The following is a 25,133-nucleotide window of genomic DNA, read 5'->3' as shown; positions in this document are numbered from 1 at the left end:
CCTCCGGGTTATGCGGAGGCTCTTTCTTTTTCAGCCGATCACTTCGAACAGCCCGATGACGACGAGCAGCAAACCGGCAATCCGATCCGATTGCCTGCCGAACCAAGAAGGTCCGATGAGATGGCCGACTTTCACGCCGATATGGATGGAAAGGAACGAGAATACGCCTACGGAAACAGAAGCAAGAACCGGTTCAACGCCTGCGATGCCTGCGCCAAAGCCGATCGACAGGCAATTGACGGCCATGATAAAACCTAGAAAAAGTGATTCCTTCCATGTGATTTCTTTGATTGTGCCGCTTTTTCCATCCTGCGCAGCAGGCTGTTTGATGAGGAGCCATGCACCGAGGGCGATGAGCAGCGATGCGCCGATGACGTTCCCGGATTGTGCGGATAAATAGCCTGAGAGCACGCTGCCCAGAGTGATGGATGCATAGGTGAACACCATCGAAATGATCGAGATGACCAAGTTATATCTGAACGGGATCCGGCTTGCGCGTAGGCCATAGGAGACACTGATTCCCAGGTTATCAAGGTTTGCGGCGATGCCGATCAACAGTACTGTGAATAAATGCATGAGATCCCCCCATATTTATCATGTAGTCTAGTATGTATATGAGAAAGCGAGGGGCAGGTCTTAGGCATTCCTTCTTCTCAGACACAGGTAACATTTCTCGTCTTTTTCTAATTCTGTTGGTACACTACATATATATGTTAGCTAAAGGAGTTGTCAGTAATGACGGATTACCCAGAAAAAACATGTTCAGTTGAACGCCTTGTAACAGTTCCTGAAGATATCCAAAAAGTGCTGGAAGGGAAAAAGACAGCGACACGCCGCAACGGTGTCTATGCTTATCCAGGTGAGATTATGGTTCTGGACGGCAAGGAATACAAAGTAGATAAACTATATTCTCAGACTCTCGGGGAGTTGACAGATGAAGAGGCGAAACAGGAAGGTTTTGATTCGCTGGAAGAATATAAGCAGTCCATCCTTTCCATGCATCCTAAAATGCCTTGGCTTCCGAAAATGAGCGTCTGGGTACACGAATTCAGCCCTGTAGAGAAGTAAGATGGCGGCATGAAAGTGGACTTCTACACGACCATCCTCTATCTGCATATCTTGAGCGCCATCCTTGCAACGGGACCGCTGTTTGTCCTTCTGCCGATCATCGGCAAGCTTGCCAAGTCTCCGCGTGAATTGGAAGGCGCGCTGTTATCCCTGCTGAAAACGATCATCCGGCTCGTCATGCATGCGGGCCATGTCCTTGTCATCACAGGAGTGCTACTCATTATGCTCGGACTCTGGCCGTGGCACACCTCCTGGGTTGTCATGACGGTCGCTGTAATGCTCATATCCATCGTGTTCCTTGCAAGAGGATTCTCACGGGTGCTGAAAGATTTCGATCCAGCAGCCGATAAACAGCTGATCATCCGAAAACTGAAGAAGACAACATGGCAATACATAACGCTTATGCTGGTCATGTTATGGCTGATGGTGCAGAAACCTCAGTTCTGGTAAGAAAGAAGTGTCCGTTGCAGGATGCTTCTTTTTTTAATGCTAGAAATGCGATATACTCCATTGAAATAGGGGAGGGGTAAATGGGATGGAACTTATTGAAAGTAAAGATTCACAGCATTTTAAGCGGCTGGCGGCTCCTATATTGCAAGAGGGGGAAGACCGCTACAACTTGTTTGCGGGGGTGTTGAAAGGGATTTGCGAAGGCCGATATGAACGTCCTTACATGGCAGCAATGGTGGAAAAAGAGGAGGTGCTTGCTCTGTTTCAGATGACACCGCCGCATCCGATGAATGTGATTATTGCAGACGATGGGCGGGAAGGGGACATCATCCGCGAAGCGATCAGTTCTCTTGTGACACGTGAAGTCAAAGTCCCTTCTTTAATCGGGCTGAGAGAGACTGCGGAGAAATTTGCTGAATGCTGGACGGAAACCCTTGGCCTTTCAAGTGAAGTGCTCATGGACCAAGGGATCTATCGCCTGGACAGGGTAGTTCCGGACCTTTCCTATAGCGAGGGAGACTTCAGAGTAGCCAGTGAAGCGGACAGCGGGCTGATTTTGGAGTGGTATCAGCAGTTTGAACAAGACACGCACCTGCCAAAGACGGATGCAGAGGCGGCGCGGGCTAAGGTTGATCAATTCATAGCAGGGCGTGAAGTGTTCCTATGGGAAGCGGAAGGAAAGACCGTCGCTATGTTGAAAAAGTCGCGCCCGACCGATCGCGGCATCACGGTCTCCCTTGTCTTCACACCCCGTGAAGAACGGAAGAAGGGATATGCGCGGTCCTTGGTTGCCCGCGTGTCACATGAACTATTAAAAGAATATGAGTTCTGCACGCTGTATACGGATATGACGAATCCGACGTCGAATAAAATCTATCAGGAAATCGGATACCGGAACATCGCCGATTCCGTCCACATCGGTTTCGTTTGACCAAAAGGCCCGCCTGTAAAAAAAGGGCGGGCCTTCTTATTGGAAATCAGCTGAGTTTCCCTCCGGCGGTTTCTGTTGCGGAGAAGATGCCAAGCTCTTCGATTCTCGATACTGCTTCCCGGATCCGTTCCTCATCTGCCAGCAGACCGACGCGGACATACCCTTCGCCGTGTGTTCCAAAGCCGATGCCTGGCGTGACAACAACGCCTGTTTTAGACAGCAGTAAATCCGCGAACTGTGCACTCGTGTAAGGAGGCGGCACAGGGAGCCACGCGAAAAACGATGCTTTCGGCGCATCCACTTCCCAGCCGATGCGGCGGCATTCCGCTATCAGGACATCTCTTCGCTTTTCATACAGATCGGTCATTTCCTGCACGCAATCTTGCTCATCTTGGATGGCGGCAATTGCTGCATGCTGGACGGCAGGGAAGATGCTGATGAACAATTGGTTCTGGAGCTTGGTGATCGCTTCAATCATCTGGCGGTTTCCAACGGCAAAAGCGACCCGCCAGCCAGCCATATTATAAGTCTTTGAAAGCGTATACATTTCAATGCCGACTTCTTTTGCCCCTTGTGCCTGCATGAAGCTCATCGGTTTTTCCCCGTCAAATCCGATGCCTCCGTATGCCATATCATGAAGGACGAATATGTCATGTTCACGGGCGAATCGTACCGTCTCCTCAAAGAAGGGGAGGGAAGCGACAGCGCTCGTAGGATTGTTCGGATAGTTCAAATACATAAGTTTCGCCTGTTGTTTGACGTCTTCAGAAAGAGCCTCGTAATCTGGCAGAAATTCATTTTCAGCAAGCAGCGGCATCGTCCTGTACTTGACATCGGCAAGGTGGATGCCGGACAGATAATCAGGATACCCCGGATCCGGCAGCAGCATCAGATCGCCTGGGTCCAGCATTGCAAGCGGCAGCTCAACAAGCCCGATCTTAGATCCCCCGATGATGGCGACTTCCGTATCGGGATCGATGTCTACGCCGTACTCGCGCTTGTAAAATGACGACACCGCTTCGCGGAACTCGCGGATTCCATTAAAAGGTGAATACCCGTGTGATTCAGGTCTTTCGGCTGCTTCTACGAGCGCTTTCACAATATGGGGAGGCGTCGGCTGATCCGGATTCCCCCTGCCCAGATTGATGATATCTAGGCCCGCTTCCCTTGCCGCATCTACTTTTTTGACAAGCGACGAGAAGAAGTGCGGCGGCATTGCCTGCAATCGTTTTGAAAGTATCATACTGATCCCCCATTCCCTTAGTTTGGAAATCAATTCTTCTTCTCCATCGTACTATACTTGAAACTAAATATCCAAATTATATTCAGATAGTTTAGTACATTAAAAAAACCAGCCGCTCGTCCGGCTGGTTCACTGGCTTGACTCCATCACATAAGTGAGAAGATGTTCCCATTGATCGATGGTCTGTTCAATCTTTCGATAATCTGCCGACTTTTTCGCGAGTCTTTTATCAAGATCTTCATAGAAACGGATAATCCGGGCTGGCCGGTCCGCATCATCGAAGATCAGCTTCATTTCCACGGTGGCCACTTTCCGGTGGATGATTTTTTTGGCCGCTGAGATTTTTGTGGCGGCGGGATCTCCTACGGTCTGGCCAAGAGCCGTGAGTCTTTCTTCTGTGCGATCTCCAGGCTTTTTATCGGCCCTTTTCAACATGCCGTTTTCATAAATACAGACAGCGAGCAGATCTTTGAAAGGATAATCTTTTATCTCATAGGGCATCCCTTTATATGCCTTGTTGACATATTTGCCGTTCTTCATCGGCGGAGTCCACAAGTAAATCCGTTTGTTCTTGTCGTCTACAGCCAATTTCGAGAGCAAGTCAAAGCTGATGAACGAATGTGACTCCGTATAGGATGGCTTTGAAGGCGTAAAAGTCGCCAAGTAGTCGGCCTGCTTTTGTTTCGCTTTCTCTTCATAACGTCCCGATAGATACAGGAAGAGCACAGCGATTCCGAAAAAGAGTACAAAGAAGAGGAAGGCGGGCAATATCCGGTCCTGCCGGATCAGCACGAATAACGCCACGATCCCAAGAATAGGCGCAAGACATCCTAGGCGTATAAAAAGGTTGGATTCAGTCGATTGCATGAAATTCACTCGTTTCTAAAAGTTGCTTTTCCCATCATAGCTAAATTTATGTAGGTTTTCAATGCCACACTTCATATAAAACCAGAAGGGACATCTAAAAAACTGCCCCTCGGTAAAATCCGGGGGCAGCCTCTTTCCATCAATCCACTTTTGCAGATTCGATCTCGTCTGTCAATTCAACCAGCTGGTCGATCAATTCACCGATATAAGCAATAGTGTCGCGCAGCGGCTGCTCGGTCGTAATATCGACACCTGCCATTTTCGCAAGTTCCGCAGGGGATTTCGTGCCGCCTGCTTGAAGGACTTTGAGCCAGTCCTGTACTGCCGGCTCTCCTTCTTCCAGAATGCGCTTCGAGACTTGTGTAGAGATTGTGAGACCTGCACTGTACGTATATGGATAGAGTCCCATATAGTAATGCGGCTGGCGCATCCATGTGAGCTCGGCACCTTCGTTGATTTTCACATCATCGCCCCAGAACTCTTCCAGCACTTCGCGTTTCAATTTGTTAAGGACGTTCGCATTCACGCTGCCGCCTTCGTCGATCCGCTCATAGACCTTGCGCTGGTAAGCCGCTTCGAGCAGGTGAGTGACGAAGTTATGGTAGTAGGTGCGGGCAACGATGGACGAAATGACCCAGCGCTTGAATTTCGGATCATCCGAATTCTTCAGCAGATGGTTTGCCATGAGCATCTCATTCATCGTGGATGGCGCCTCAATGAAATAGAGCGATGGACGCGAGTTAAAGATGTTCTGATGTTTGTGCGCATTATAGAAATGGCCGGCGTGGCCAAGCTCATGCGCCAGCACAAACACATCTTCCATGCTGCCTGTCCAAGAGATCAGGATGTATGGATGGATGCCATACGGGCTTGAGCAGAAGGCGCCAGTCGATTTACCGATGTTCTGCGCGAAATCCGTCCAGCGTTCCTTATACGAGCGGTCCACCATGTTGACGTAGTCATCGCCCATGATGGCAAGCGCATCATCAATGTATTTTTTGGACTCTTCTATAGAGATTTTCGGTTCATATCCAGGATCAAGAGGAATCTTCAGATCCGAGAACGTCATTTCATCAAGTCCATACACCTTTTGAAGAAGCTTCGCATATTTGCGCATATGAGGCGCGAGTTCCTTCATGATCAGATCGATTTGGCGGTCATACATGGAACGGTCGACTTCCTGGTCGAACAGGAGGAATTCGAAGACGTCCTTGTAGCCGCGCTCGTCAGCCATCGTCTTCTCCTGTTGAAGATGCATATCGTATGTCTTCGCAGTCGTATGCTGGTACTCACGGAGCTTGGATTGGAATGCATCATATGCCGCACGGCGCTTTTTCGTATCCGGTTCGGATTCCCAGCCGCCTTCGAAAGAAGTATAGCTGAGAGGGAATTTTTCGCCGTCCACTTCGAACTCGCCAAAATTGATGTCGACAAGCTTTGTCGTGTTGTATAGGTCATACGGGCTGCCAAGTACGGAAGAGAATGCAGCAAGCGTCTTTTCGACTTCCGGATGCAGGCGATACGGCTTTTCGCGGATCACTTCGTTCAAGTAGTGTTTGTATGCATCAGATTTCGCTGCAGCTTTTTCAAGTGTCTCAGCCGGCAGCTCGGACAATTCGCTTCCCATGAAGGACAGCTGGCTGCCGAGTTTTGCGGCGATGGATCCGAATTTGCTTGCGCGCATCTGCGCCTCGTCATTCGTCTGGTCTTCGCTCATGGAGAGGCTAGTATATGTACCGATCGGCACAAGTTTCTTGCGGATATCCTCGTAGCCTTTCATCGCTTCGATGACAGCGTCTTCATCAGTGATGTTGCCTTTGAATTTCTCTGCAAAGGCAGCGACTTCCTTTTGGATTTCTTCTAAAGCGGCATTGTAATCGCTTTCCGATTTGAATAAATCATGGAGGTTCCACGTCTCTTCCACTTTCACTTCTGATCGTTTCGGCAAACTTTTGACCATTCTCATCTCTCCCTTTTATTACGATTATCGAACTAAGTCTATTATATAGCAGACTCCTCGAAAAGTAAAAACGAATAGAAAGATTCTTTATAAAACAAACTAAATACTATAACATGAAAAACAACTAGATCCTCCGACTGCAAAATAGTAATACGTTCTATTAAAAGAAGTTGTGAATCACAAGGACTGGGGCTATCATTGCTGAGAAAACTTAGCAGAACAAGAGGGGGCTCACGGTGATGAGACGTGTCGATGTGGTATATACGCTGATTATAAAAGAGGAAAATGTGCTATTGGTGAAGAATAGGAAATACGATAATTGGACGCTGCCTGGCGGTTCTGTGGAGGAGGGAGAGACGCTGGAGGAAGCGGCGGTAAGGGAGGCTTGGGAAGAGACGGGATTGCGGGTCTCCGTCAGCCGGCTGCTTGCTGTGAATGAAGCGTTCCGCGAGAAAGAAGGAAACCATGTCCACTTTTTTACGTTCCTGAGTGAAGCGGCCGAAGGAGATGTTGATGTGCAGGATACTGAGGGGATTTTGGAGGCTGCCTGGATGAGTATGAATGAGGCAAGCCGTGAGCTGCCTTATCATAAAGGCGGCATCGAAGGTTTGCTCAAAGATTCGATTCCGTATACATTTCAGGGGATTCAATAAACAGGAGGAATGAGAATGGGATATATTGAAGACTTGCGCGCGGAAGTCGGCAACCGACCTTTAGTGCTGACGGGAGTCGGAGTTGGCGTCTTTAACAAACGTGGGGAAATACTGCTGCAGCTCCGTCATGATGGAAGATGGGGCGTTCCGGGAGGATTCATGGAGCTTGCGGAGTCAGCGGAAGAAGCGGGCCGGCGTGAAGTGAAGGAGGAAACCGGAATTGAAGTCGGCAAGCTGCATCTTGTCAATGTAATCTCAGGTCCGGGGACACATACTATCTTGAAAAACGGGGACGAATACTACTCGGTGACTATCATTTACGCGACCGACGATATAACGGGCGGCGAATTGAAAGCGGACGGCGTCGAAGCGATGGAAGCCCGGTTCTTTCCGGTCAACGGCCTGCCTGAAAGCATGAATCCGGTAATCTCTAGCATGATCCGGCAATATGGCCAGCGGATGCTGCGGAAAGAGGACCAACCATAAAATGAGAAAGCGGGAGCCTCGCGTAAGGCGCCCGCTTCCCTATTTATTTGAAGCGAAGAAGCGGACCAGCCAATCCACATCGAGCGGGCCGTCTACAATCTGATAGTACAGCAAGGAGTTTTGGATGATGATATTTTCATTCACAACAATGGTGACTGTCTTGCCTGAGGGATCCACAAGGCTCACGCTGAATTGGTCGATATCATCCGCGATGCTGATTTCTGCCGGGTCAATTTTCTTCACCTTGTAATCCTCCAAAAATGTAAGTAATGCTTCCACTTCTTTTTTGTTGTCGACTACCCATGTCTTTTCAGGCATCGATAACATCGGCGGCATATTGAAAAGGAGGGTGTCGAAATCCGCTTCCATGGAACCGATATAGTCCGCGAATGTTTTCTCGTTGTATTCATCGATTGATTTGATCATCACGTAAGCCCCTCCGATCATAAGGGCTAGCAACAGTAAGGCTCTTATTCTCATATTCGATTCCTCCTGGATTCGTTTCTATAGTATACGTGCGGAGAGTGCGGGTGGAACAGTACATATCTATGAAATGAACAGGCTAAAGATTAATGATAAGCATACTTTCCGATAAAATCAGAATTCTGTCGTGAGTAGCACGCTGCAAGTGTTATAATGGAAATAGACAATAAGAGTGGGAGGAATGAAAATGACAAAAGAACTTACACACGCGATACAGGACGATTATGCTGATGATTTTGCATGGTGCTATGGCTGTGGGCGCCTGAATGAGACAGGCCACCACTTCAGGACAGGCTGGGACTCCGGCGCGGGTCAAGACAATCAGACCGTGACATACTATGAGCCTGAGAAAGATAAGATCGCGATTCCCGGTTTCGTTTACGGCGGGCTGATCGCTTCATTGATCGACTGCCATGGAACAGGCTCATGCGCTCTCGCACTTCACCGGAAAAATGGGCACGAACCAGGTGACGGTGCGGAAGTTCCACGATTTGTTACGGCATCCCTTCAAGTGAATTTCGTAAAACCGACGCCCCAGGGTAAGACATTAAAGGCGGTCGGCACGGTAGAGGAGATCCATCCGAAAAAGTTCAAGGTGGATGTGAAAGTGTTTGCAGGCGATGATTTATGTGCGACTGGGGAAGTGGTGGGCGTCATTATGCCTGCGACATTTACTGCGAAATAAAACGGAACCTTTCGTCATACTATCCGTAAATGATAGGAATCGCGGAGCCTTCCGCCAGTAAGCTAAAGGGGATGGGTGTTAAGTATGCTATATGTAATGGGAATCGTGGCAATTGTCATGTGTGTGCCGATTACGGCAATCGTTTCGGAACATAAGCGCAAGGCGATGAAATTGAAAGCGGAGATCGTACGTGAAGAGATAGAACTTGAGAGGCTGAAAGAGCAGAACTTCATCATTGAAACCGAGAAAATGAAGCTGGAACTCCAACAGATGAAACTGGAACATAAAGCTGGCAGCAAGGATTTATACAAGATCGAATAGGGGGCGTGCCGCATGCAGGATGAGATGCCGAAATACAACGATCTGATCGGGGATATCCTGAAACGCCATACAGATGAAGGCGGGATGGAGAATTTGCAGGGACAAGGGAAACCTCTTTCCAAGGATTATTTGTCGGGCGACACATTCGCCCACTTCCAAAAGATCGCTAAAGATGCAGGATACAAGCCGCACTGGCTGAAGCTGCAGCATGAGATCAAGGACAGCCTGATTGAAATGCGGGGACGCATCGGAGAGCTCACTAGGGATGAAATACAGGAAACGGTCAGAAAGCTGAATGAAAAAATAGCCGAGCATAATAGACACTGTCCGCCTCCCATGCTGAAAGGAAAAGTGCGCGAGGACTCAATCGATGAAGCGATCGAAAGATGGAAATAGGATGCAGGGTTCCGGCTTGCGCTTCCATTGTTATCCCTTTGCGGCCGCCCTCCTGCTCATTATCTTGGCGGGATGCACGAATGCCTCAGCCGGGGGGCAGGGGGAGTCTTATGAGTTCAGTGAACGGCATGCACCGCCGCCTATTGAAGTCGATCTTACAACTCCGTACGAAAGGCAGATTCTGAAAATGACGCCGGAAGAGAAAGTCGGCCAATTGCTTGTCGTCGGCTTCAGCGGGCAGGCGTTCTCGCCGTCTCTTGAAAGGCTGATCAAGGACTTGCATGTAGGCGGGATCATTGTTCTTGGCAAAAACATTTCCACGGCTGACGCTCTAGTCGATCTGCTCGATAAAAGCAAACAGGCAAATGCCGGCAATCAAATCCCCCTGATCCTATCGGTTGATGAGGAAGGCGGAAAGGTCTCAAGGCTTCCAAAAGGGATCCGGAAAGTGGCTGCCGCGCGCAAGATCGGAAGCCATCCGGATCCTGACGCCCCGTACCGTGCAGGAAGGTATACCGGCCAGGTTCTGTGGGCATTCGGATATAATATGAACTTCGCTCCTGTGCTCGACGTGGACAGCAATCCGCGCAATCCGGTCATTGGAGACCGGTCATACAGCCGGGATCCGGAAGAGGTTGCAAAAGCGGGAATTAGGATGATGAATGGATTGAAAGAAACGGGAGTCATCCCGGTAGTCAAACATTTCCCGGGGCATGGAGATACGGCGCTTGATTCGCATAGGGCACTGCCGGTTGTTGATAAAACGCTGGAAGAGCTGGAGAAGACGGAGCTGCTTCCATTCCGGCAGGCGATTGACGGCGGAGCGGATGCAGTGATGGCCGCGCACGTCGTCTATCCGGCGCTGGACCCCTCCAGGCCCGCATCGCTTTCCAAAAAGGTGATCAGCGGACTATTGCGCAGCGAGATGGGATTTGATGGCGTCGTTATTACCGATGATCTGACTATGGGTGCGATCACGGGAAAAAGAGATGTGCCGGAAGCTGCACTGGAAGCGTTCCTGGCAGGGAATGATCTGCTGCTGATTGCGGGGGATGAAACAACCCAAGCCGAAACGGCGGCTGTATTATTGAATGCCCTGGAAACAGGACTCATATCGGAGGATCGGCTTGATGAAAGCCTGATGCGGATCTTGCGGCTGAAGGAGAAATACGGCCTGCGTGATGAGCAGGCGGGCAAAGTGGATATCGCAAAGCTGAATGGCCTGTACGAAAAGGAGTTGAAATGAAACTTTACCGCCTGGTGAATCGTATACTATACTATACTTCATCAGAACGGAGGAGTCTTTATGGATAACCGCGGAATGCGCGTGCTTGTACACGCGAGCGCGTTTTTTGCCCCTTTTCTAGTACCTTGCGCCGTTTATATATTTTCTGATGACCCCGAAGTGAAACGGGTCTCCATCCAGGCTTTGCTGTTCCAGCTGGTGATGGGTGCGCTGATCTTCGTATCATCCATCTTAAGCTTCCTGCTGATCGGGCTTCCATTCGTAGTCATCTTCATTTTGATGACACTGATTGTGCCGATCATCGGAATCGTGAAGTCACTGAATGGCGAACCTTATAACTATCCGATTGTCGGCCGCTGGTTTTAATACCTGACCCTGCTGCTGGTAAACTAATAAAAGGTGTTGTCCCAAAAAGACGAAAATCGCCAGAACCGGCACGCTTTCCGCGGGCACGGCTCAAGCCTCCTCGCTTCGCTGCGGGGTCTTGAGACTCGTGCTGTTCCCGCAGGAGTCGGCCGTTTCTGGCGATTTTCTACATCCTCATAAGAAATGTTTTTTATGTTCTTGAAAAAAATTCTGCTTTCTGGACAGCCTCTTTTTACATTGGCAGCATCTTCATTAGCGGTTCAATTTCTTTTCCACATCGTCGACGATGTCATTCACGGAACGTCCTTCCACGCTGACGACAGGGAAGTCAAACTGATCGACATTGACGTCGCTGAGTGCGCGTACGACACCGACGTCACAGCCTTTCACGTTTTCATCGCTTTCAAACATCTGCACTTCATACCCTTTTTCCTCAAGCACCTGCTTCACGTCTGTAAATGGATTTTCAACTGCAACTTTTGCCATTCATAAAACCTCCGTTTGTAATTTTGTTCATCTCACAATCTGTTTTCCCGATATCGTTTGTGATAAACATAGACGGCGTTCCGGCTCCTGCAAGGAGACAGCCCAAAAAAGCAGCAATCCTTTTGCGGATCACTGCTTTATTCCAAATCCGTTTCTCTGCTTTCCGCGCTGGATTGGCGGAAACCTGAAAATGCGTCGACAGCGGTTGTGACGAGAGTCGCAAGCCCTACTCCTATGATAATCCAGCGCACCTGGCTATAGAGATCTTCAGGGGACTTCTGGAAGATGCCGGCGAAGAACGAGGCGAGTGCATGCTCAATCAAAGCTGGTTTTAAAACGATAATAAGGATGAGAAGTGTCCAAAGCATGTTGACGATGAAATTTCCTATAGCGAGTTTTTTGGTCCATTCCGTGGAAAATGACTTATAACTGGCCAGCACGATTTCACATGTGATGAGCAGCATGGTCACAGGCATTAGTATAGTGAGGGAGATGCTTTGCAAAAAGGACCCCATGCCTCTTCTCCTTTCTCTTCGTTTGCTCGTAGTGTACCCCGGGCCCCTTCTTCCTTAAACAGCACAACAGGAGATAGTATATAAACGGCAAGCCGTATCATGTATACTGAGGTACATGCAGGGCTTGGTCCGGCTTCCTGCAATCGAAAAAAGGGGGCAACCAATCTTGACTACGATAAAGAAGATGAACCCGGCAAATCCCGTGTATGCTGTCATGTTTGCAATCAGCGGATGCCATCTTCTCAACGATACGCTTCAGGCGGTCATCCCGGCGATGTTTCCTGTGCTGGAGCAGGAGAGGGGATTATCATTCACCCAGCTGGGATTCATCTTTTTCTCTTTGAATCTTGTCGCCTCAGTACTTCAGCCGGTCATCGGATTTTTTAGTGACCGGAAACCGATGCCGTATGCGCTGCCGGTCGGAATGACATTCTCGATGATCGGAATGGCAGGCCTGGCGTTCGCGCCTAGTTACCTTTGGATTCTATTGTCTGTCGTCATCTTAGGACTTGGATCTGCAATTTTTCACCCGGAAGGTTCGCGTGTCGCGTTTCTGGCAGCGGGGGATAAGCGGGGGCTGTCCCAGTCGGTGTTCCAGGTGGGCGGAAATTCCGGACAGGCGCTGGCTCCTCTGATCAGTGCATTTGTCCTTGTGCCTCTCGGCCAGATCGGCGCAGCGGTCTTCATTGTCGTAGCAGCCATCGGGATTGCCGTGTTATCAAAGATCTCCTCCTGGTATAAAGACCAGCTGGAGCAGGAAAAGAACGGGAAAAAGAAGAAAGTGCTGCTGTCTTCCCTTGGGAATTTGACGAAAAAGCAGATTGGCACCGCATTGACGCTGCTGCTGATCATCATTTTTGCACGGTCGTTCTACGTGACTAATATGACGAGCTTTTACGTGTTCCACCTGATTGATTCGTATGGATTAAAAATTGAGCAGGGGCAATTGTACATATTCCTATTCATGGCTATGGGGGCGGCGGGCACATTTTTCGGAGGTCCCGTTGCAGACCGTTTCGGCCGGAAAACAGTGATCATCCTATCTTTGCTCGTTCCTCTTCCGCTCTGTCTGCTGCTGCCTCATGTCGCGTTGTGGGCGGTCGGCATCCTGCTGGCGCTGATCGGCTTTTTCATCATGCTCAGCTTTGCAGTTACAGTAACATACGCCCAGGAGCTTGTGCCGAGCAAAATCGGGACGATGGCTGGCCTGACAGTAGGCCTTGCGTTCGGCATGGGGGCAATCGGCGCAGTGGCGATTGGTGTCCTGATGGATAAGATCGGCATCTACCCAACGATGATTGCGGCTTCGTTCCTTCCATTCCTTGGTCTTGCTGGCCTGGCATTGCCGAAAGACGGCAAAGTGACAGAAGAGGCTTCCTCGGCATTGAAATAGAAGTGGAATAAGGAATGATATTCTTAGAATGCTGCTGGCTGTAGACAAATCCCGAAGAATTTTGGATTGCCTGCTATAGTCCGTGGCATTTTTTATTCCCGCAAGATCGTATAGCATAGATTTCTTTCATTTTCCCAAAGAAACACCATGTTAGTTTTTAAGCAAAACGGGTATAGGATACGAGAATAAAAAGGGGGTAACTGTTGACTTGGGTAGTAGAAAGTTTTGGAAAAATCCGGTATTCTCCATTTCGGCAATCGTCATATTGGCGCTTGTCCTGCTGGGAGCACTTCTTCCTAAGCAGTTTGGTGAAGTAGCGGATACATTGTACAGTTTTACGACGGTGAATTTCGGATGGTTTTACTTATTGACGGTCTTTATTGTCATCCTTTTCTTGATTGGACTTGCAATCAGCAAGTATGGGGCCATTCGGTTAGGAGGGGATGAGGAACGGCCGGAATATCCGTTTTTTACTTGGATCGGCATGCTTTTTTCTGCGGGATTCGGTGTTGGCCTTGTATTCTGGGGCGTTGCAGAACCGATGAGCCATTATTTCACGGCACCTCTATCGGATGTCGAGTCACATACGAAAGAGGCGGCCCGCGTTGCGATGGGATATTCGTTTTTCCATTGGGGCATTTCACAGTGGGCCATATTTGGGATTGTCGGCCTCGTCATCGGATTTCTGCAGTTCCGCAAAAAGAAGGATGGCTTGATCTCCACCGCTTTGGAACCGCTCGTCGGCTCGAACAAAGCACTGAAGACAGGGATCGATTCATTCGCAGTCATCGCGACTGTCATGGGAATTGCCACGTCAATCGGGATGGGCGTCCTGCAGATGGGAGGCGGCTTGGAATCCGTCTTTCCTGTCAAAAACACATTCTGGGTACAGCTCGCCATCATCGGTGTCGTCTGTATCGCCTATTTGCTATCCGCTTCAACCGGGCTCAAGAAAGGGATTGCATATCTCGGCAATTTCAACTTGGCAATGGCACTGGCGCTGCTTGTGTTTTTCTTCATCGTCGGGCCGAAGGTGTTCATCATGGATACTTTCACACTAGCGATCGGTGATTATATCAATAACTTCATCCGCTATAGTTTGCGGCTGCAGCCCTATAAAGGCGGCACGTGGGTGCAGGACTGGACGATTTTCTATTGGGCTTGGACGATTGCATGGTCGCCGTTCGTCGGCGCATTTGTCGCGCGTGTCTCGAAAGGGAGGACAATCCGCGAATTCATCGCGGGGGTCATGGTCATACCGCCTGTTTTTGCATGTATGTGGATTGCAACACTCGGCGGCACGGCGCTTTATAATGATTTGAACAATGGGACGAAAATAGCGGAAGCGGTGGATGCAGATGTCACGTCGGCCATTTTCGAGACGTTCAATCATATGCCATTCACGAATGTCCTTTCAGTACTCGCAATCATTCTGATCTTGACATTCCTCGTGACAAGTGCGGATTCAGCAACTTATATACTAGCGAGCATGACGACAAAAGGGGATTTGCTGCCGCCCCTTGCTGTTAAGATCATCTGGGGCGTCCTCATGTCAGCCATAGCGGCTGTCCTTCTCTATGCGGGTGGCCTGGAAGCTCTTCAGACCGCGTCACTAGTTTCCGCCTTGCCGTTCACGCTGTTCCTGCTTTTGCTGATCTTCTCGTTTGTGAAGCTGGTGAAACGGGAACCGATCACCGTGCGGCCGACTGATATACGAAGATTTGAGCACATCGAGAAAGAAGTAAAGAAAAAAGAGAAAAAGAAGAAGGCTTCTAAATGAATGAAAAGGGATCCAGCCGTAAATAGCGGGCTGGATCCCTTTACCTATTTATCCATCTGACCGGACGGCGTATGTTCTCAAGCTTGGCCATTCGAGGCAATTGAGCTGGCCGCCGTATACTGCGGCGCCGTCAATCCCGATAATCTTGTTCTTTCCAAAATAGACGGTATGGTCATCCTCCCCGCGAAGATACTTTACAGGAGTATGGCCAAAGATGACTGTCTTGTCCCCTTCATATCCGTTATGGAAAACATCCCGGACCCAGACAAGATCATATGGATCAGTATCGGCGGCTTCTTGGCCGGGAATGAGGCCCGCATGGACGAAGATCACGTCATCCTCTTCCACGTAATATCCAAGTGATTGGATGAATGCCAAATGCTTGTCCAGCTCTTCGCTATGTAGTTGCGGCGCTTTAAAATCCGCATCTTCCGGAACTAGAAAATCGCTCTCATTGAAACCGTAACTCATCAATGTCTGGTCACCGCCGTTCCGCTCGGTCCAGTTTCGCCAGGCCCGCTCCTCGCCAGTCGTCAATGATTTGACCATCATCTCCTCATGGTTGCCGCGCAGCACGATGGCGCCGTCCTCGTGGAGCTGCATCACTTTCTCGACGACCGATTTGGAATCTGGTCCCCGGTCGATATAATCACCAAGCAAAATGAGCCTGTCGGAAGATGGGGAATACTGCACTTCCTCCAGCAGATGTTCCAATAAATCAAGTTTGCCATGGATATCACTGATGGCAAGTGTTCGTTTCATATGTATCGCCTCCGTTTTCCCTCAACTCTGATTTTACCTGACATTCATGTTACGATTAACTAATAAGCTTAGAAGGAGGGAATCTGCCATGTGCGGCCGTTTTACATTATTTGCGCCTTACTATGACATCGTTGAGAGGTTTTCTGTCGACTCTGCCTTCCCGGAGAGCGATTATATACCAAGCTATAACATTGCTCCGTCCCAACAAGTCGTCGCTGTTTTAAATGATGGCCGGCAAAACCGGATGGGATTTTTACGGTGGGGATTGATTCCCCGGTGGGCAAAAGATGCAAAGATCGGATACAAGATGATCAATGCCCGGGCGGAAACAGTTGCAGAAAAGCCTAGTTACCGGCAGGCTTTTCTGAAGAGAAGATGTATCTTGCCGGCGGATTCATTTTATGAATGGAAGAAGAATGGAAGTTCTAAAACGCCTATGCGCATCAGATTGAAAGACGATGGTTTGTTCGGCATCGCAGGTTTGTGGGAAACATGGAAATCTCCAGAAGGAGAGACTATCCATACTTGCACTGCCATTACGACAGCACCCAATTCACTCATGGAGCCGATCCACGACCGCATGCCTGTCATCTTAAAACGTGAAGATGAAGCGGCTTGGCTGGACCCTGCAAACAACGATCTTGATTTCCTGGGAAATATACTGCAGCCATTTGATGCAGAACAGATGGAAGCATATGTAATTTCATCTAACGTCAATTCCCCAAAGAATAATGATCATTCTTTGATTGTTCCAGTTTGCTAATAAGGGAGGGATTAAATGTTATCGTTTTATTTGCAATCCGCAAACCGCACCATCGTCTTTACGGGTGCGGGCATGTCAACTGAGAGCGGACTTCCGGATTTCAGATCGGCCAGTAGCGGTCTGTGGGAACAGAAGGATCCAAGCAAAGTCGCAAGCGCAGAGGCGCTGAATCAAAACGTCGACCAATTTTTCCGTTTCTACCGCCAGCGGGTTCTCGGCCTTAAGCAATGCGCCCCGCATAAAGGGCATGACATTCTAGCGAAATGGGAACAGCAGGGACTCATCGAAGGGATCATTACACAGAATGTAGACGGTTTCCATGCGGCCGCAGGCTCCAGCAATATGATGGAGCTGCATGGTTCGCTGCGGAACGTGCATTGTGAGTCATGCGGAGCCGTCTATGGAAATGACACATACGAACAACAGGACTATTACTGTGCGTGCGGCGGGACATTGCGGCCGTCTGTCGTCCTTTTTGGTGAAATGCTGCCTGAAAAGGTATTTCTGCAGGCAGTAGCGGAAACGGAGAATGCCGATTTATTCATCGTGCTGGGCTCTTCCTTGACAGTTTCTCCGGCCAATCAATTTCCAATGCTGGCCAAGGAGAATGGAGCGAAACTTGTCATCGTAAACCAAGAACCGACACCACTCGACGAATACGCGGACCTGGTCATCCATGACCGACCCATCGGCGAGGTTCTTAGTGAAACTGACAGGGAACTAGCTAAAGAGACATAATCCTCATGTGAATGAAGCGAGGCGTTCTGCAGGACTGCCGGGCAAGATGATTTTTTCAAGATCTTTCAGAGGGATCGGGAAATAAGGGAATCCATAGACGTATGCAGCGAGTTCATACAGCTGGAAATAGATGACGATGGAAGTGTCTGCCAGATAGAAATCCTGATCATCCCTGATTGTTGTGAACGGAGGATTGAGCAAAGTGAGATCCGATTCTTTGATCTGTTCCCGGATCACGTCGGAGAGGACTTTCACGTAAGAGCTGCCGTTTTTGAACAGATCAGGCAAGCTGTATTGCTTTCCAGTAGAGGCGTCGAATGTGAGTGACTTTACAATCGTCATCCCGTGCGCGCCGCCAGTAAAAGAGTAGACAATCAGATTCAGGCTGAGGACAGCCCGTTCATTTGTCTTGATTTCGTATCCTGCTGTCATTTCTATAAGGCTTGGGTCGTGGAAATTCTGTTCAATGAGCAGGTCATTGTAGGCATCTATGATGGCGGTGTTCATCTCATTTTCAACCTCGTGGTCATGCATGCCGTAAATTATTGGATAATCAATCGTTACAGCGGGGGAATCCTGGACGATCCTCCTCGTTTTGATCAGCAACGGTGCATCCATTTTACATCAGCCTCTCTAAAGATAATCTTCCGGTAGTGTATGAGCCGGCAGGGAAAATGGTGAAACGAGGAAAGAAGGCATCCCGTCTATCGTAGACGGAATGCCTTCTTCTTTGATCAATCGATTGTTTTTTTCTTGCGGAACTTGCCGACGAATTCAAATACGACCGGGACGAAGATCAGGGTGAGCAATGTGGAACTTATCAGTCCGCCGATCACCGTGATGCCAAGCCCTTTCGAGATGAGTCCGCTGCCTTCCGCGCCGATTGCGAGCGGAATCAGTGCACCGATCGTCGCCAGAGCAGTCATGAGGATCGGGCGCAAACGGGTCGCTCCTGCTTCAAGAATAGCCTCGCGCGTCGGAAGCCCATCCTTCTCCATGTTAATGACACGGTCGATGAGGACGATGGCGTTCGTCACTACGATTCCGATCAGCATGAGCAATCCGATCATCGCGGAAACGCTGAGTGTCTCTCCGCCAATCCACAAGCCGACAAGTGCACCGATGACTGTGAACGGAAGGGAGAACAGAATTGCAAATGGCGCAAGTCCTCCGCCGAATGTGACGACAAGGATCAGATAGACAATCGCGATTGCAGCAAGCATTGCAAGACCAAGCTGCGTGAACGCTTCTGTGATATCTTCTGTCACACCCGCCGTATTGATTGTCACGGAAGAAGGAAGGTCGATTTCATCGATTTCCTCTTTCACATCAGCAGATACTTTAGAGACATCTTTCGGAATAATGTCCGCTGATACGCTTGCGAACAGTTTGCCGTCTCTCCGTGAAATGGTATCAGAAGTGGTTCCTTCCTTCACTTCGACCAGCTCTGAAATCGGAATCTCCATGCCTAGAGGCGACATGACTGTTTCATCTGTCAGATCATCGATTGTTTTGGGCTCTTTTTTGCCTTCATCGACGTAGACATCGATTGTGACAGAGCCATCCTTCAATTTTGTAAGCACTTGCTGCTGCTGGTTAGGATATAACACCATTCCGACCTGGGCTGTTGTCAAACCGTATTCGGACAACTTCTCCTGGTTGACAGCAAGCGTGTATTCCTTATAGGTTTTGGCAAGGCTCGTTTTGGTGTTCTTCAGATCATCATGGCCTTCCAGGATGGACTGGATGTTCTCGACAACCGGTCTGATGTCATCAAAACTGTTGCCGTACACATAATAGCTCACTTGATTGTTGGAACCGCTGACGGAGAAGTCTTGTGATTTCCATTCGCCTTCCACGTCAAAATCATTCAGCTTCTTCAATGTCTCTTCTTTCACATGGTCAAAATCGGCTGTGTCCTTATCGAAATTGACGAACATGAGGGCACCGTTCGATGCGCCAGGCGACATTGGATTTTGTCCGCCGACAGAAGACTGGATATTCTCGACATCTTTCAAGCCGAGCAGGTAATCTTCCGCCTGTTTGACGTTTTCATCAACTGTCGAAAGCGGTTCGCCAGGTTCAGGTGAATAGGTGATATACATCATTTTCTGTTCTTCGTCCGGCAGAAGGCTGACACCGACGACGGGAACTAGGAACAGGCTGCCAGCGAGCAAGGCAAGTGACAGGATGACGGTGATCGCCTTATGGTTCAATGTCCAGTTCAAGATGTTCCGGTACCCGTTTGCAAGTCGTCCATGCTGTTCTTTATGGACAACTTTCTTGCCGTTCAGCTGCTTCGCGAACAGTGAATGGGCCAGCATCGGAACAATGGTGACTGCGACGAGAAGGGAAGCGAGCAACGCGAATACGATCGTAAGGGCGAATGGCATGAACAATTCGCCGACCATTCCGCCGACTAGGCCAAGCGGTATGAAAACTGCCACAGTGACGAGCGTGGAAGAGGCGATCGGTCTGAACATCTCTTTTGTCGCTTCGCGGATCAAATCGCGTCCGCGCAGTTTCTCAGTAGAGAGATGCATCCGCCGGTAGATGTTTTCGACTACGACGATCGAGTCGTCGATGACCCGCCCGATTGCGACTGTCATTGCACCGAGTGTCATCATGTTCAATGTGATATCGAGCTCTTTTAAGAGCAGTACGGCGATCAGCAGCGACATCGGGATCGATACGATCGAAATGACCGTCGACCGGAAGTTGCGTAAGAACAGCATGATGATGACAACTGCGAATAGTGCGCCGAACAATGCCTTGCTGAGCATCGTTTCTACGGACTGTTCAATTGGTTCCCCTTGATCTAGCGTAGTGGAGAGGGAGACGCCTTTATTCTCTTTCTCGAATGCTTCCATTCGGTCTTTCACTTCATTGACGACAGTCACCGTATTGGCATCCTGGGACTTCACCACTTGGACGGCGATCGCATTTTTTCCGTTCATGCGTGAAATCGACTCAGCTTTTCCGATATGCTCGATTTTTGCAATATCTCCAAGTTTGACTGAAGGCAATGTGAATCCTTGAGGCGCCTGGCCTTGCGACATGCCGGCCTGGGATGCGCCCTCTGGCATTTGATCCGCCTGGGCTCCGCCTTGCTGCATCTGACCGGCTGCATCAGCGCCCTGCATCTGCATATCAGCACCGGCCGGAGCGCCCGGCATGACAGGAATGAGCAAATTCTTCAGCTCATCGACTGTTGTGACTTTGCCGTCCACGACGACGGATTGTTCCTCTTTGCCGAATTGGAACAGGCCGAGCGGCATTTTCAAATCGGTTCCTTTGATCAATTGCTTGACGGTTTCTTCATCAAGATTATATTCAGCCAGCTTCTCTCTATCGAAGGTCAATACGACTTCTTCGATTTGCTGGCCTGAAACTGCCACGCTGGAGACCCCGTCGATCCCTTCGAGATCAGGGACGAATGCGTCTTCTACGAGCGCAGTCAGCTCTTCGAGGCTCTTATCCTTATCGGAGACGCTGATTGCCATGATCGGGAATGCATTGATGCTGATCCGGCCGATGGAAGGATCCATGGCAGCGTCCGGAAGGGATAGCTGGCCAAGTGATTCTTTCACATCCTCCTCAGCTTCTTTCATATCTGCGCCAAAATCATATTCGATCTGGATGGAAGATGCATTCTGATAAGATGTTGAACTGACGGATTTCACGCCTTTCAAGTTCTGGAGCGCTTTTTCCATCGGTTCGGACACTTCATTCATCACCTGGTCAGGTGTCGCGCCTGGATAGATCGTTGTGACACTGACGACAGGGATTGATATATCAGGAATCGTTTCGAGCTTCATGCGCATGCCCGAGTAGATTCCGGCGACTGTGATGATGATTGTCAGCAGCCATACAGCCAGCTTGTTCTTCATGACAAAATTAATGATCGAATTCATAGTTGCCTCCTATTTTCATTTTGACGGATTCAGTAGAATACTATAACATAGTATCTGACCGGTCAGTCATATGTCAATCGGAACGGTAAGATAGATGGAAAGAGGAGAGGATCTGGTGGATAAAAGGACTCTATTAATCGAGAAAGCGACGGAGCTTTTCGCGAAAAATGGATTTGAAACGACGTCTGTCCAGCAGATTACCGACGCATGCGGCATGTCTAAAGGCGCTTTCTATTCCTACTTCAAATCGAAGGAAAGGATCCTGATTGCAATCTTTGAACACTTTACGTCCAAGCTGGCGGCCAGGATCCAATCTATATTTGATGGTACGATTGCTGCTGATGAAAGATTAGTCCACTATTTTTTAGTGCAATTCGAGGAGATCCTGAAGTATTCGGATTTCATCCTTATGCAGGTCCGGGAACAGACGAACCCGGGCAGTGATGAATTGATGAAAGTGCTTGATGGGTTGCGGCGGCTCGCGTATGACATGCAGGAGCGGCTATTCCTTGAAAGGTACGGCAGCCAGGTGATCCCGCATCTAGCGGATCTCTATGTCCTGGTCAATGGATTGTCCGGCAGCTATGTACAAGTGGTGCTCAAAAACAGGGGATCGATCGACAGCCTTGCGCTGTCCCGCTATATCGTTGCACGCATTGATTCGATTGTAAAAGGTCTCGATGAACCATTGCTTGAAAAAGGACAGCTGATCGGCTTCGACGACCGATGCAGCGGTCTTGCTGATGCCAAGGAGAATGTACTTCAGCTGCTGCGTTATTATAGCGACAAAGTGGATGATGCGGAGCTTTCAGTCTCGCTTGAAGTGATCGAGCAGGAGATGAAGCGGCAGAATCCCCGCAAACCGGTTTTATCGGGCATGCTGATGACCATAGGGGAAGATGCCGGGATGGATGATTTACGTGAAGGCCTGGCCGGCTTTATACAGACCTTATAAAAAACGACCCGCTTGACCGGCTTGCTGCGTCCGATCAGGCGGGTCATTTTATCATTTGCTCAATTCATCATGGATGAGGTCGATATTGTAATTCAAGTATTTTACATACGTATCGACTTCGTCGCCGGGCTTCCCGATTTCATCGGAGTAGATTTTCTTCTCTGCGATACGGACCCCGGTTTCATTCGCCACTGTTTCCATCGGACGAGGGTCGACGTTCGATTCGATGAACAGGACAGGCACTTTATGTTCTTTGATGAAGCTTACCAAGTTTTTGATCTGTGTAGGAGATCCGTTTTCCTCGGTATCGATTTCCCAGATGAATGCTTCTTTCAAGCCGTAATGCGTCGCCATGTACTGGAACGCGCGCTCGCTTGTGACAAGTGTGCGGTTCGCTTCCGGGATATCATTGATGCGTGTCTCGTAATCTTTGTCGATCTCTTTCAAGCGCTCAACATATTTATCGCCGCGCTCCTGGATCTCTTCTTTCTTGGAAGGATGCTTCTTCACTAGTATATCCCGCATATCTTCAGCCATTTTGATGCCGACAGCCGGGTCGATGAAGGCATGCGGGTTGATCTCCTCCGGACGTCCATCGGAATGGGCCAAATACATCGGTTCTACGCGCTCAGTGAGACTGAATACGTTTTCGTCTTTCTGGTTGACGTTTTTTACCATTTTAGCAAACCAGCCGTGGTCTCCGCCTTCCAGGTTGAGGCCGTTATAGAAAAGGACATTCGCATCAGTAGCGGCTTTGATGTCGTCTGGAAGCGGTTCGTATTCATGTGGATCCGTGCCGGTTGGAACGAGGTTATACACTTCGACGTCTTCCCCTCCGATTTCGCGTGCCATGTCAGCGATGATTGTGAACGAACTGACGACTTTCAGCGGTGCGTCGTCATCTTTTTCAGCTCCCTCGCTGTCTTTGCCGCAAGCGGCCAGTAAGAAGATGGATAGTAAAGGCAGCCATGCCCATTTGATCAGTTTTTTCATTTCCCGATGTAACTCCCTTTCTATTATTTCGCAGGTGCGAATTTTTTCTTGTTGCCCGATTTGAGCTTTCTTGTAATGATCCCTTGCTTCGGCGAGAAGAGGAAGGCAAGGATGAATAATGCGGTTGTTGCAAGCGCGATGACCGGTCCGGACGGCATATTGTACTCAAAGCTGAAATAGAGGCCGATGACCGCAGAAAACGCTCCGAAAATTGACGATAGGACGACCATGACGGACAGCCTGTTCGTCAGCAGGTAGGCGGTTGAAGCCGGTGTGATCAGCATCGATACGACAAGGATGACGCCGACTGTCTGAAGCGATGCCACTGTGACGAGTGTCAGCAGGAACATGATCGAGTAATGGATGAATCTTGTCTTCAGTCCGTAAGCCGCAGCCATCGTTTCGTCGAAGCTTGAGACGAGCAGTTCTTTGTAGAACAGGACGACGACAAGGATGATGATGCTTCCGATTGCAAGTGTCAGCCACATATCGGATGTCCGGACGGCAAGCACATTCCCGAAAAGGATCTGCGTCAAGTCTGTCGCGCTCTGCGCCCTGGTGATCAAGATGATTCCGAGTGCAAAGAAGGCGGAGAATACGATGCCGATCGACGAGTCGCTTTTGATGCGGCTGTTCTGCGTGATCGCCCCGATTCCGAAAGCGGTCAGGATCCCTGTCAGCACGGCGCCGTAGAAGAAGTTGATGCCGAGCATATACGAGATGGCGACTCCGGGCAGCACAGCATGCGAGATGGCATCTCCCATTAACGCCATTCCGCGCAGGACGATGAAACTGCCGATGATTCCGCAAATGATGCCGACCATGACGGAGGTCATCAATGCTTTCTGCAAGAATGCATATGTCTGAAGGTCATGTAAAAATTCCATCAGTACTGGACCCCCAATCCGTCCAGCATGCCAAATGGCCGCTCATACGCCTTTGTCATCTTGTCAGGCTGGAACACTTCGCTGACAGGTCCGGCATCGATCAATTTCTTATTGATCAGGACGAGCTCGTCGAAGTAATTTTTCACTTTCGACAGATCATGGTGGACGACAAAGACTAGCTTTCCGTCTGCCTTCAGTTGTTTCAGGATGTCGATGATGACTTCCTCGCTCGATACATCGATGCCGACGAACGGTTCATCGAGGAAGAAATAGTCCGCCCGCTGCGCAAGCGCCCGTGCAAGGAACACACGCTGCTGCTGGCCTCCCGATAACTCTCCGATCTGCTGGTTTGCAAAATCGAGCATGCCGACCTGTCCTAGGCAGTCGAGTGCCCATTCCTTGTCTTCTTTTTTCGGCCGCTTCAAAAGGCCGAGTTTCGGGTAGGTGCCTAAAACGACTGTGTCCTTCACCGTAATCGGGAAATTCCAATCGATATTGGACCGCTGCGGAACGTAGGCGATCTGTTTCCGTACCCGATCAAGCGGCTGCGAATTGATCATGACGGTTCCATGATCTTTCGGAATCAATCCGAGCATCGCTTTCATGAGAGTGGACTTGCCCGCTCCGTTAGGGCCTAATATGCCAATCAGATTTCCTGATGAGAAGGAGAATGACACATGTTCAAGCACTTGTTTGCCGAAATAGGAAACTGATATGTCTTTCACCGTTATAGAATCCGGCATGTGAATCCCTCCAATAATAGATAGTTTTGTTGTAATGGACTTTCCCTAG

28 protein-coding genes are annotated in these 25,133 nt (G+C 49.4%); 15 read left to right on the top strand and 13 right to left on the bottom strand.

Annotated elements, in window-relative coordinates; genetic code table 11:
- Nucleotides 1-30 precede the first annotated feature (30 nt).
- Entirely contained in the window at nt 31-576 is a 546-nt protein-coding gene (locus ACZ5FK_RS04940; RefSeq protein ID WP_464806799.1) for a manganese efflux pump MntP, read from the bottom strand.
- A gap of 159 nt (nt 577-735) precedes the next feature.
- Between ACZ5FK_RS04940 and ACZ5FK_RS04935 the strand changes: the two genes are divergently transcribed.
- The 3 genes from ACZ5FK_RS04935 (at nt 736) to ACZ5FK_RS04925 (ending at nt 2,449) form a co-directional block, all read left to right on the top strand.
- The gene (locus ACZ5FK_RS04935) at nt 736-1,068 is read left to right on the top strand and encodes an ASCH domain-containing protein (RefSeq protein WP_464806798.1); all 333 of its coding nucleotides are present in this window, start codon (nt 736-738) and stop codon (nt 1,066-1,068) included.
- 9 nt (nt 1,069-1,077) lie between these two features.
- Nucleotides 1,078-1,518, top strand: a complete 441-nt coding sequence (locus ACZ5FK_RS04930; protein ID WP_464806797.1) for a DUF2269 family protein — start codon at nt 1,078-1,080, stop codon at nt 1,516-1,518.
- 85 nt (nt 1,519-1,603) lie between these two features.
- Nucleotides 1,604-2,449, top strand: coding sequence for a GNAT family N-acetyltransferase (locus tag ACZ5FK_RS04925; protein WP_464806796.1), 846 nt, complete (start codon nt 1,604-1,606; stop codon nt 2,447-2,449).
- 46 nt (nt 2,450-2,495) lie between these two features.
- On the opposite strand, the gene ACZ5FK_RS04920 is transcribed toward ACZ5FK_RS04925, so the two are convergent.
- The 3 genes from ACZ5FK_RS04920 to pepF form a co-directional block, all read right to left on the bottom strand.
- Nucleotides 2,496-3,692, bottom strand: coding sequence for an aminotransferase class I/II-fold pyridoxal phosphate-dependent enzyme (locus ACZ5FK_RS04920; RefSeq protein ID WP_464806795.1), 1,197 nt, complete (start codon nt 3,690-3,692; stop codon nt 2,496-2,498).
- 129 nt (nt 3,693-3,821) lie between these two features.
- Nucleotides 3,822-4,559: a hypothetical protein gene (locus ACZ5FK_RS04915; protein ID WP_464806794.1), complete on the bottom strand. Its 738-nt coding sequence runs from the start codon at nt 4,557-4,559 to the stop codon at nt 3,822-3,824.
- Between the two features lie 139 nt (nt 4,560-4,698).
- A complete protein-coding gene (gene pepF, locus ACZ5FK_RS04910) occupies nt 4,699-6,519 on the bottom strand; it encodes an oligoendopeptidase F (RefSeq protein ID WP_464806793.1) in 1,821 nt (606 codons plus the stop codon).
- Nucleotides 6,520-6,758: 239 nt separating this feature from the next.
- On the opposite strand from pepF, the gene ACZ5FK_RS04905 reads away from it, so the two are divergent.
- Both ACZ5FK_RS04905 and ACZ5FK_RS04900 read left to right on the top strand, forming a co-directional pair.
- Nucleotides 6,759-7,172 carry an NUDIX hydrolase gene (locus ACZ5FK_RS04905; protein WP_464806792.1) on the top strand — a complete coding sequence of 138 codons (414 nt, stop codon included), beginning with the start codon at nt 6,759-6,761 and terminating at the stop codon, nt 7,170-7,172.
- 15 nt (nt 7,173-7,187) lie between these two features.
- Complete coding sequence (locus ACZ5FK_RS04900; RefSeq protein ID WP_464806791.1) at nt 7,188-7,658, top strand: NUDIX hydrolase; 471 nt, start codon at nt 7,188-7,190, stop codon at nt 7,656-7,658.
- 39 nt (nt 7,659-7,697) lie between these two features.
- On the opposite strand, the gene ACZ5FK_RS04895 is transcribed toward ACZ5FK_RS04900, so the two are convergent.
- Nucleotides 7,698-8,138, bottom strand: coding sequence for a hypothetical protein (locus ACZ5FK_RS04895; RefSeq protein WP_464806790.1), 441 nt, complete (start codon nt 8,136-8,138; stop codon nt 7,698-7,700).
- 190 nt (nt 8,139-8,328) lie between these two features.
- Here ACZ5FK_RS04895 and ACZ5FK_RS04890 point away from each other — a divergent pair, with 190 nt between their 5' ends.
- From ACZ5FK_RS04890 to ACZ5FK_RS04870, 5 genes are all read left to right on the top strand, one after another.
- Complete coding sequence (locus ACZ5FK_RS04890) at nt 8,329-8,826, top strand: PaaI family thioesterase (protein WP_464806789.1); 498 nt, start codon at nt 8,329-8,331, stop codon at nt 8,824-8,826.
- Nucleotides 8,827-8,910: 84 nt separating this feature from the next.
- Nucleotides 8,911-9,147: a hypothetical protein gene (locus ACZ5FK_RS04885; RefSeq protein ID WP_464806788.1), complete on the top strand. Its 237-nt coding sequence runs from the start codon at nt 8,911-8,913 to the stop codon at nt 9,145-9,147.
- Between the two features lie 12 nt (nt 9,148-9,159).
- Nucleotides 9,160-9,543 carry a DnaJ family domain-containing protein gene (locus ACZ5FK_RS04880; RefSeq protein ID WP_464806787.1) on the top strand — a complete coding sequence of 128 codons (384 nt, stop codon included), beginning with the start codon at nt 9,160-9,162 and terminating at the stop codon, nt 9,541-9,543.
- Nucleotides 9,518-10,789: a beta-N-acetylhexosaminidase gene (gene nagZ / locus ACZ5FK_RS04875; RefSeq protein ID WP_464806786.1), complete on the top strand. Its 1,272-nt coding sequence runs from the start codon at nt 9,518-9,520 to the stop codon at nt 10,787-10,789. The genes ACZ5FK_RS04880 and nagZ overlap by 26 nt, the downstream gene beginning before the upstream one ends.
- A gap of 60 nt (nt 10,790-10,849) precedes the next feature.
- On the top strand, nt 10,850-11,155 hold the full coding sequence (locus ACZ5FK_RS04870; RefSeq protein WP_464806785.1) for a DUF4870 domain-containing protein: 306 nt from the start codon (nt 10,850-10,852) through the stop codon (nt 11,153-11,155).
- Between the two features lie 252 nt (nt 11,156-11,407).
- Here ACZ5FK_RS04870 and ACZ5FK_RS04865 read toward each other — a convergent pair whose 3' ends face one another.
- Both ACZ5FK_RS04865 and ACZ5FK_RS04860 read right to left on the bottom strand, forming a co-directional pair.
- The gene (locus ACZ5FK_RS04865; RefSeq protein WP_464806784.1) at nt 11,408-11,641 is read right to left on the bottom strand and encodes a YkuS family protein; all 234 of its coding nucleotides are present in this window, start codon (nt 11,639-11,641) and stop codon (nt 11,408-11,410) included.
- Nucleotides 11,642-11,778: 137 nt separating this feature from the next.
- Nucleotides 11,779-12,156, bottom strand: a complete 378-nt coding sequence (locus ACZ5FK_RS04860) for a hypothetical protein (RefSeq protein ID WP_464806783.1) — start codon at nt 12,154-12,156, stop codon at nt 11,779-11,781.
- A gap of 184 nt (nt 12,157-12,340) precedes the next feature.
- Between ACZ5FK_RS04860 and ACZ5FK_RS04855 the strand changes: the two genes are divergently transcribed.
- Complete coding sequence (locus ACZ5FK_RS04855) at nt 12,341-13,549, top strand: MFS transporter (RefSeq protein WP_464807364.1); 1,209 nt, start codon at nt 12,341-12,343, stop codon at nt 13,547-13,549.
- 208 nt (nt 13,550-13,757) lie between these two features.
- On the top strand, nt 13,758-15,329 hold the full coding sequence (locus ACZ5FK_RS04850) for a BCCT family transporter (protein ID WP_464806782.1): 1,572 nt from the start codon (nt 13,758-13,760) through the stop codon (nt 15,327-15,329).
- A 48-nt stretch (nt 15,330-15,377) separates the two neighbouring features.
- On the opposite strand, the gene ACZ5FK_RS04845 is transcribed toward ACZ5FK_RS04850, so the two are convergent.
- Entirely contained in the window at nt 15,378-16,091 is a 714-nt protein-coding gene (locus ACZ5FK_RS04845) for a metallophosphoesterase family protein (RefSeq protein WP_464806781.1), read from the bottom strand.
- Between the two features lie 88 nt (nt 16,092-16,179).
- On the opposite strand from ACZ5FK_RS04845, the gene ACZ5FK_RS04840 reads away from it, so the two are divergent.
- Nucleotides 16,180-16,854 (top strand): SOS response-associated peptidase, encoded by a 675-nt coding sequence (locus ACZ5FK_RS04840; protein WP_464806780.1) that lies wholly within the window; start codon nt 16,180-16,182, stop codon nt 16,852-16,854.
- Between the two features lie 15 nt (nt 16,855-16,869).
- Nucleotides 16,870-17,592, top strand: coding sequence for an NAD-dependent deacylase (locus tag ACZ5FK_RS04835; RefSeq protein WP_464806779.1), 723 nt, complete (start codon nt 16,870-16,872; stop codon nt 17,590-17,592).
- A gap of 3 nt (nt 17,593-17,595) precedes the next feature.
- Here the strand turns inward: ACZ5FK_RS04835 and ACZ5FK_RS04830 are convergent, their stop codons facing one another.
- Together ACZ5FK_RS04830 and ACZ5FK_RS04825 are read right to left on the bottom strand one after the other, a co-directional pair.
- A complete protein-coding gene (locus tag ACZ5FK_RS04830) occupies nt 17,596-18,210 on the bottom strand; it encodes a DUF3298 and DUF4163 domain-containing protein (protein WP_464806778.1) in 615 nt (204 codons plus the stop codon).
- A 116-nt stretch (nt 18,211-18,326) separates the two neighbouring features.
- Nucleotides 18,327-21,506, bottom strand: coding sequence for an efflux RND transporter permease subunit (locus ACZ5FK_RS04825; protein ID WP_464806777.1), 3,180 nt, complete (start codon nt 21,504-21,506; stop codon nt 18,327-18,329).
- A gap of 115 nt (nt 21,507-21,621) precedes the next feature.
- Between ACZ5FK_RS04825 and ACZ5FK_RS04820 the strand changes: the two genes are divergently transcribed.
- On the top strand, nt 21,622-22,461 hold the full coding sequence (locus tag ACZ5FK_RS04820) for a TetR/AcrR family transcriptional regulator (RefSeq protein WP_464806776.1): 840 nt from the start codon (nt 21,622-21,624) through the stop codon (nt 22,459-22,461).
- 51 nt (nt 22,462-22,512) lie between these two features.
- Here the strand turns inward: ACZ5FK_RS04820 and ACZ5FK_RS04815 are convergent, their stop codons facing one another.
- Genes ACZ5FK_RS04815 through ACZ5FK_RS04805 form a run of 3 tightly spaced genes read right to left on the bottom strand, consistent with a single transcriptional unit; the run spans nt 22,513 to nt 25,084 of the window.
- A complete protein-coding gene (locus ACZ5FK_RS04815; protein ID WP_464806775.1) occupies nt 22,513-23,454 on the bottom strand; it encodes a metal ABC transporter solute-binding protein, Zn/Mn family in 942 nt (313 codons plus the stop codon).
- Nucleotides 23,455-23,477: 23 nt separating this feature from the next.
- Complete coding sequence (locus ACZ5FK_RS04810) at nt 23,478-24,341, bottom strand: metal ABC transporter permease (RefSeq protein ID WP_464806774.1); 864 nt, start codon at nt 24,339-24,341, stop codon at nt 23,478-23,480.
- Complete coding sequence (locus ACZ5FK_RS04805; RefSeq protein WP_464806773.1) at nt 24,341-25,084, bottom strand: metal ABC transporter ATP-binding protein; 744 nt, start codon at nt 25,082-25,084, stop codon at nt 24,341-24,343. The genes ACZ5FK_RS04810 and ACZ5FK_RS04805 overlap by 1 nt, the downstream gene beginning before the upstream one ends.
- Between the last annotated feature and the right edge of the window lie 49 nt (nt 25,085-25,133).

The sequence above is a fragment of the Sporosarcina sp. GTC18466 genome (assembly GCF_055389225.1).
The sequence above is the reverse complement of the archived record's forward strand: the minus strand, read 5'-3'. Positions and strand labels throughout refer to the sequence as shown.

Coding starts and splice junctions, on each gene's coding strand:
- ACZ5FK_RS04840 (WP_464806780.1), top strand. CDS start 16,180: ATGTGCGGCCGTTTTACATTATTTGCGCCTTACTATGACATCGTTGAG.
- ACZ5FK_RS04900 (WP_464806791.1), top strand. CDS start 7,188: ATGGGATATATTGAAGACTTGCGCGCGGAAGTCGGCAACCGACCTTTA.
- ACZ5FK_RS04930 (WP_464806797.1), top strand. CDS start 1,078: ATGAAAGTGGACTTCTACACGACCATCCTCTATCTGCATATCTTGAGC.
- ACZ5FK_RS04810 (WP_464806774.1), bottom strand. CDS start 24,341: ATGGAATTTTTACATGACCTTCAGACATATGCATTCTTGCAGAAAGCA.
- ACZ5FK_RS04915 (WP_464806794.1), bottom strand. CDS start 4,559: ATGCAATCGACTGAATCCAACCTTTTTATACGCCTAGGATGTCTTGCG.
- ACZ5FK_RS04830 (WP_464806778.1), bottom strand. CDS start 18,210: ATGGATGCACCGTTGCTGATCAAAACGAGGAGGATCGTCCAGGATTCC.
- ACZ5FK_RS04845 (WP_464806781.1), bottom strand. CDS start 16,091: ATGAAACGAACACTTGCCATCAGTGATATCCATGGCAAACTTGATTTA.
- ACZ5FK_RS04870 (WP_464806785.1), top strand. CDS start 10,850: ATGGATAACCGCGGAATGCGCGTGCTTGTACACGCGAGCGCGTTTTTT.
- ACZ5FK_RS04860 (WP_464806783.1), bottom strand. CDS start 12,156: ATGGGGTCCTTTTTGCAAAGCATCTCCCTCACTATACTAATGCCTGTG.
- ACZ5FK_RS04825 (WP_464806777.1), bottom strand. CDS start 21,506: ATGAATTCGATCATTAATTTTGTCATGAAGAACAAGCTGGCTGTATGG.
- ACZ5FK_RS04905 (WP_464806792.1), top strand. CDS start 6,759: ATGAGACGTGTCGATGTGGTATATACGCTGATTATAAAAGAGGAAAAT.
- ACZ5FK_RS04920 (WP_464806795.1), bottom strand. CDS start 3,692: ATGATACTTTCAAAACGATTGCAGGCAATGCCGCCGCACTTCTTCTCG.
- ACZ5FK_RS04940 (WP_464806799.1), bottom strand. CDS start 576: ATGCATTTATTCACAGTACTGTTGATCGGCATCGCCGCAAACCTTGAT.
- pepF (WP_464806793.1), bottom strand. CDS start 6,519: ATGGTCAAAAGTTTGCCGAAACGATCAGAAGTGAAAGTGGAAGAGACG.
- ACZ5FK_RS04925 (WP_464806796.1), top strand. CDS start 1,604: ATGGAACTTATTGAAAGTAAAGATTCACAGCATTTTAAGCGGCTGGCG.
- ACZ5FK_RS04880 (WP_464806787.1), top strand. CDS start 9,160: ATGCAGGATGAGATGCCGAAATACAACGATCTGATCGGGGATATCCTG.
- nagZ (WP_464806786.1), top strand. CDS start 9,518: ATGAAGCGATCGAAAGATGGAAATAGGATGCAGGGTTCCGGCTTGCGC.
- ACZ5FK_RS04835 (WP_464806779.1), top strand. CDS start 16,870: ATGTTATCGTTTTATTTGCAATCCGCAAACCGCACCATCGTCTTTACG.
- ACZ5FK_RS04935 (WP_464806798.1), top strand. CDS start 736: ATGACGGATTACCCAGAAAAAACATGTTCAGTTGAACGCCTTGTAACA.
- ACZ5FK_RS04855 (WP_464807364.1), top strand. CDS start 12,341: ATGAACCCGGCAAATCCCGTGTATGCTGTCATGTTTGCAATCAGCGGA.
- ACZ5FK_RS04895 (WP_464806790.1), bottom strand. CDS start 8,138: ATGAGAATAAGAGCCTTACTGTTGCTAGCCCTTATGATCGGAGGGGCT.
- ACZ5FK_RS04890 (WP_464806789.1), top strand. CDS start 8,329: ATGACAAAAGAACTTACACACGCGATACAGGACGATTATGCTGATGAT.
- ACZ5FK_RS04815 (WP_464806775.1), bottom strand. CDS start 23,454: ATGAAAAAACTGATCAAATGGGCATGGCTGCCTTTACTATCCATCTTC.
- ACZ5FK_RS04805 (WP_464806773.1), bottom strand. CDS start 25,084: ATGCCGGATTCTATAACGGTGAAAGACATATCAGTTTCCTATTTCGGC.
- ACZ5FK_RS04865 (WP_464806784.1), bottom strand. CDS start 11,641: ATGGCAAAAGTTGCAGTTGAAAATCCATTTACAGACGTGAAGCAGGTG.
- ACZ5FK_RS04885 (WP_464806788.1), top strand. CDS start 8,911: ATGCTATATGTAATGGGAATCGTGGCAATTGTCATGTGTGTGCCGATT.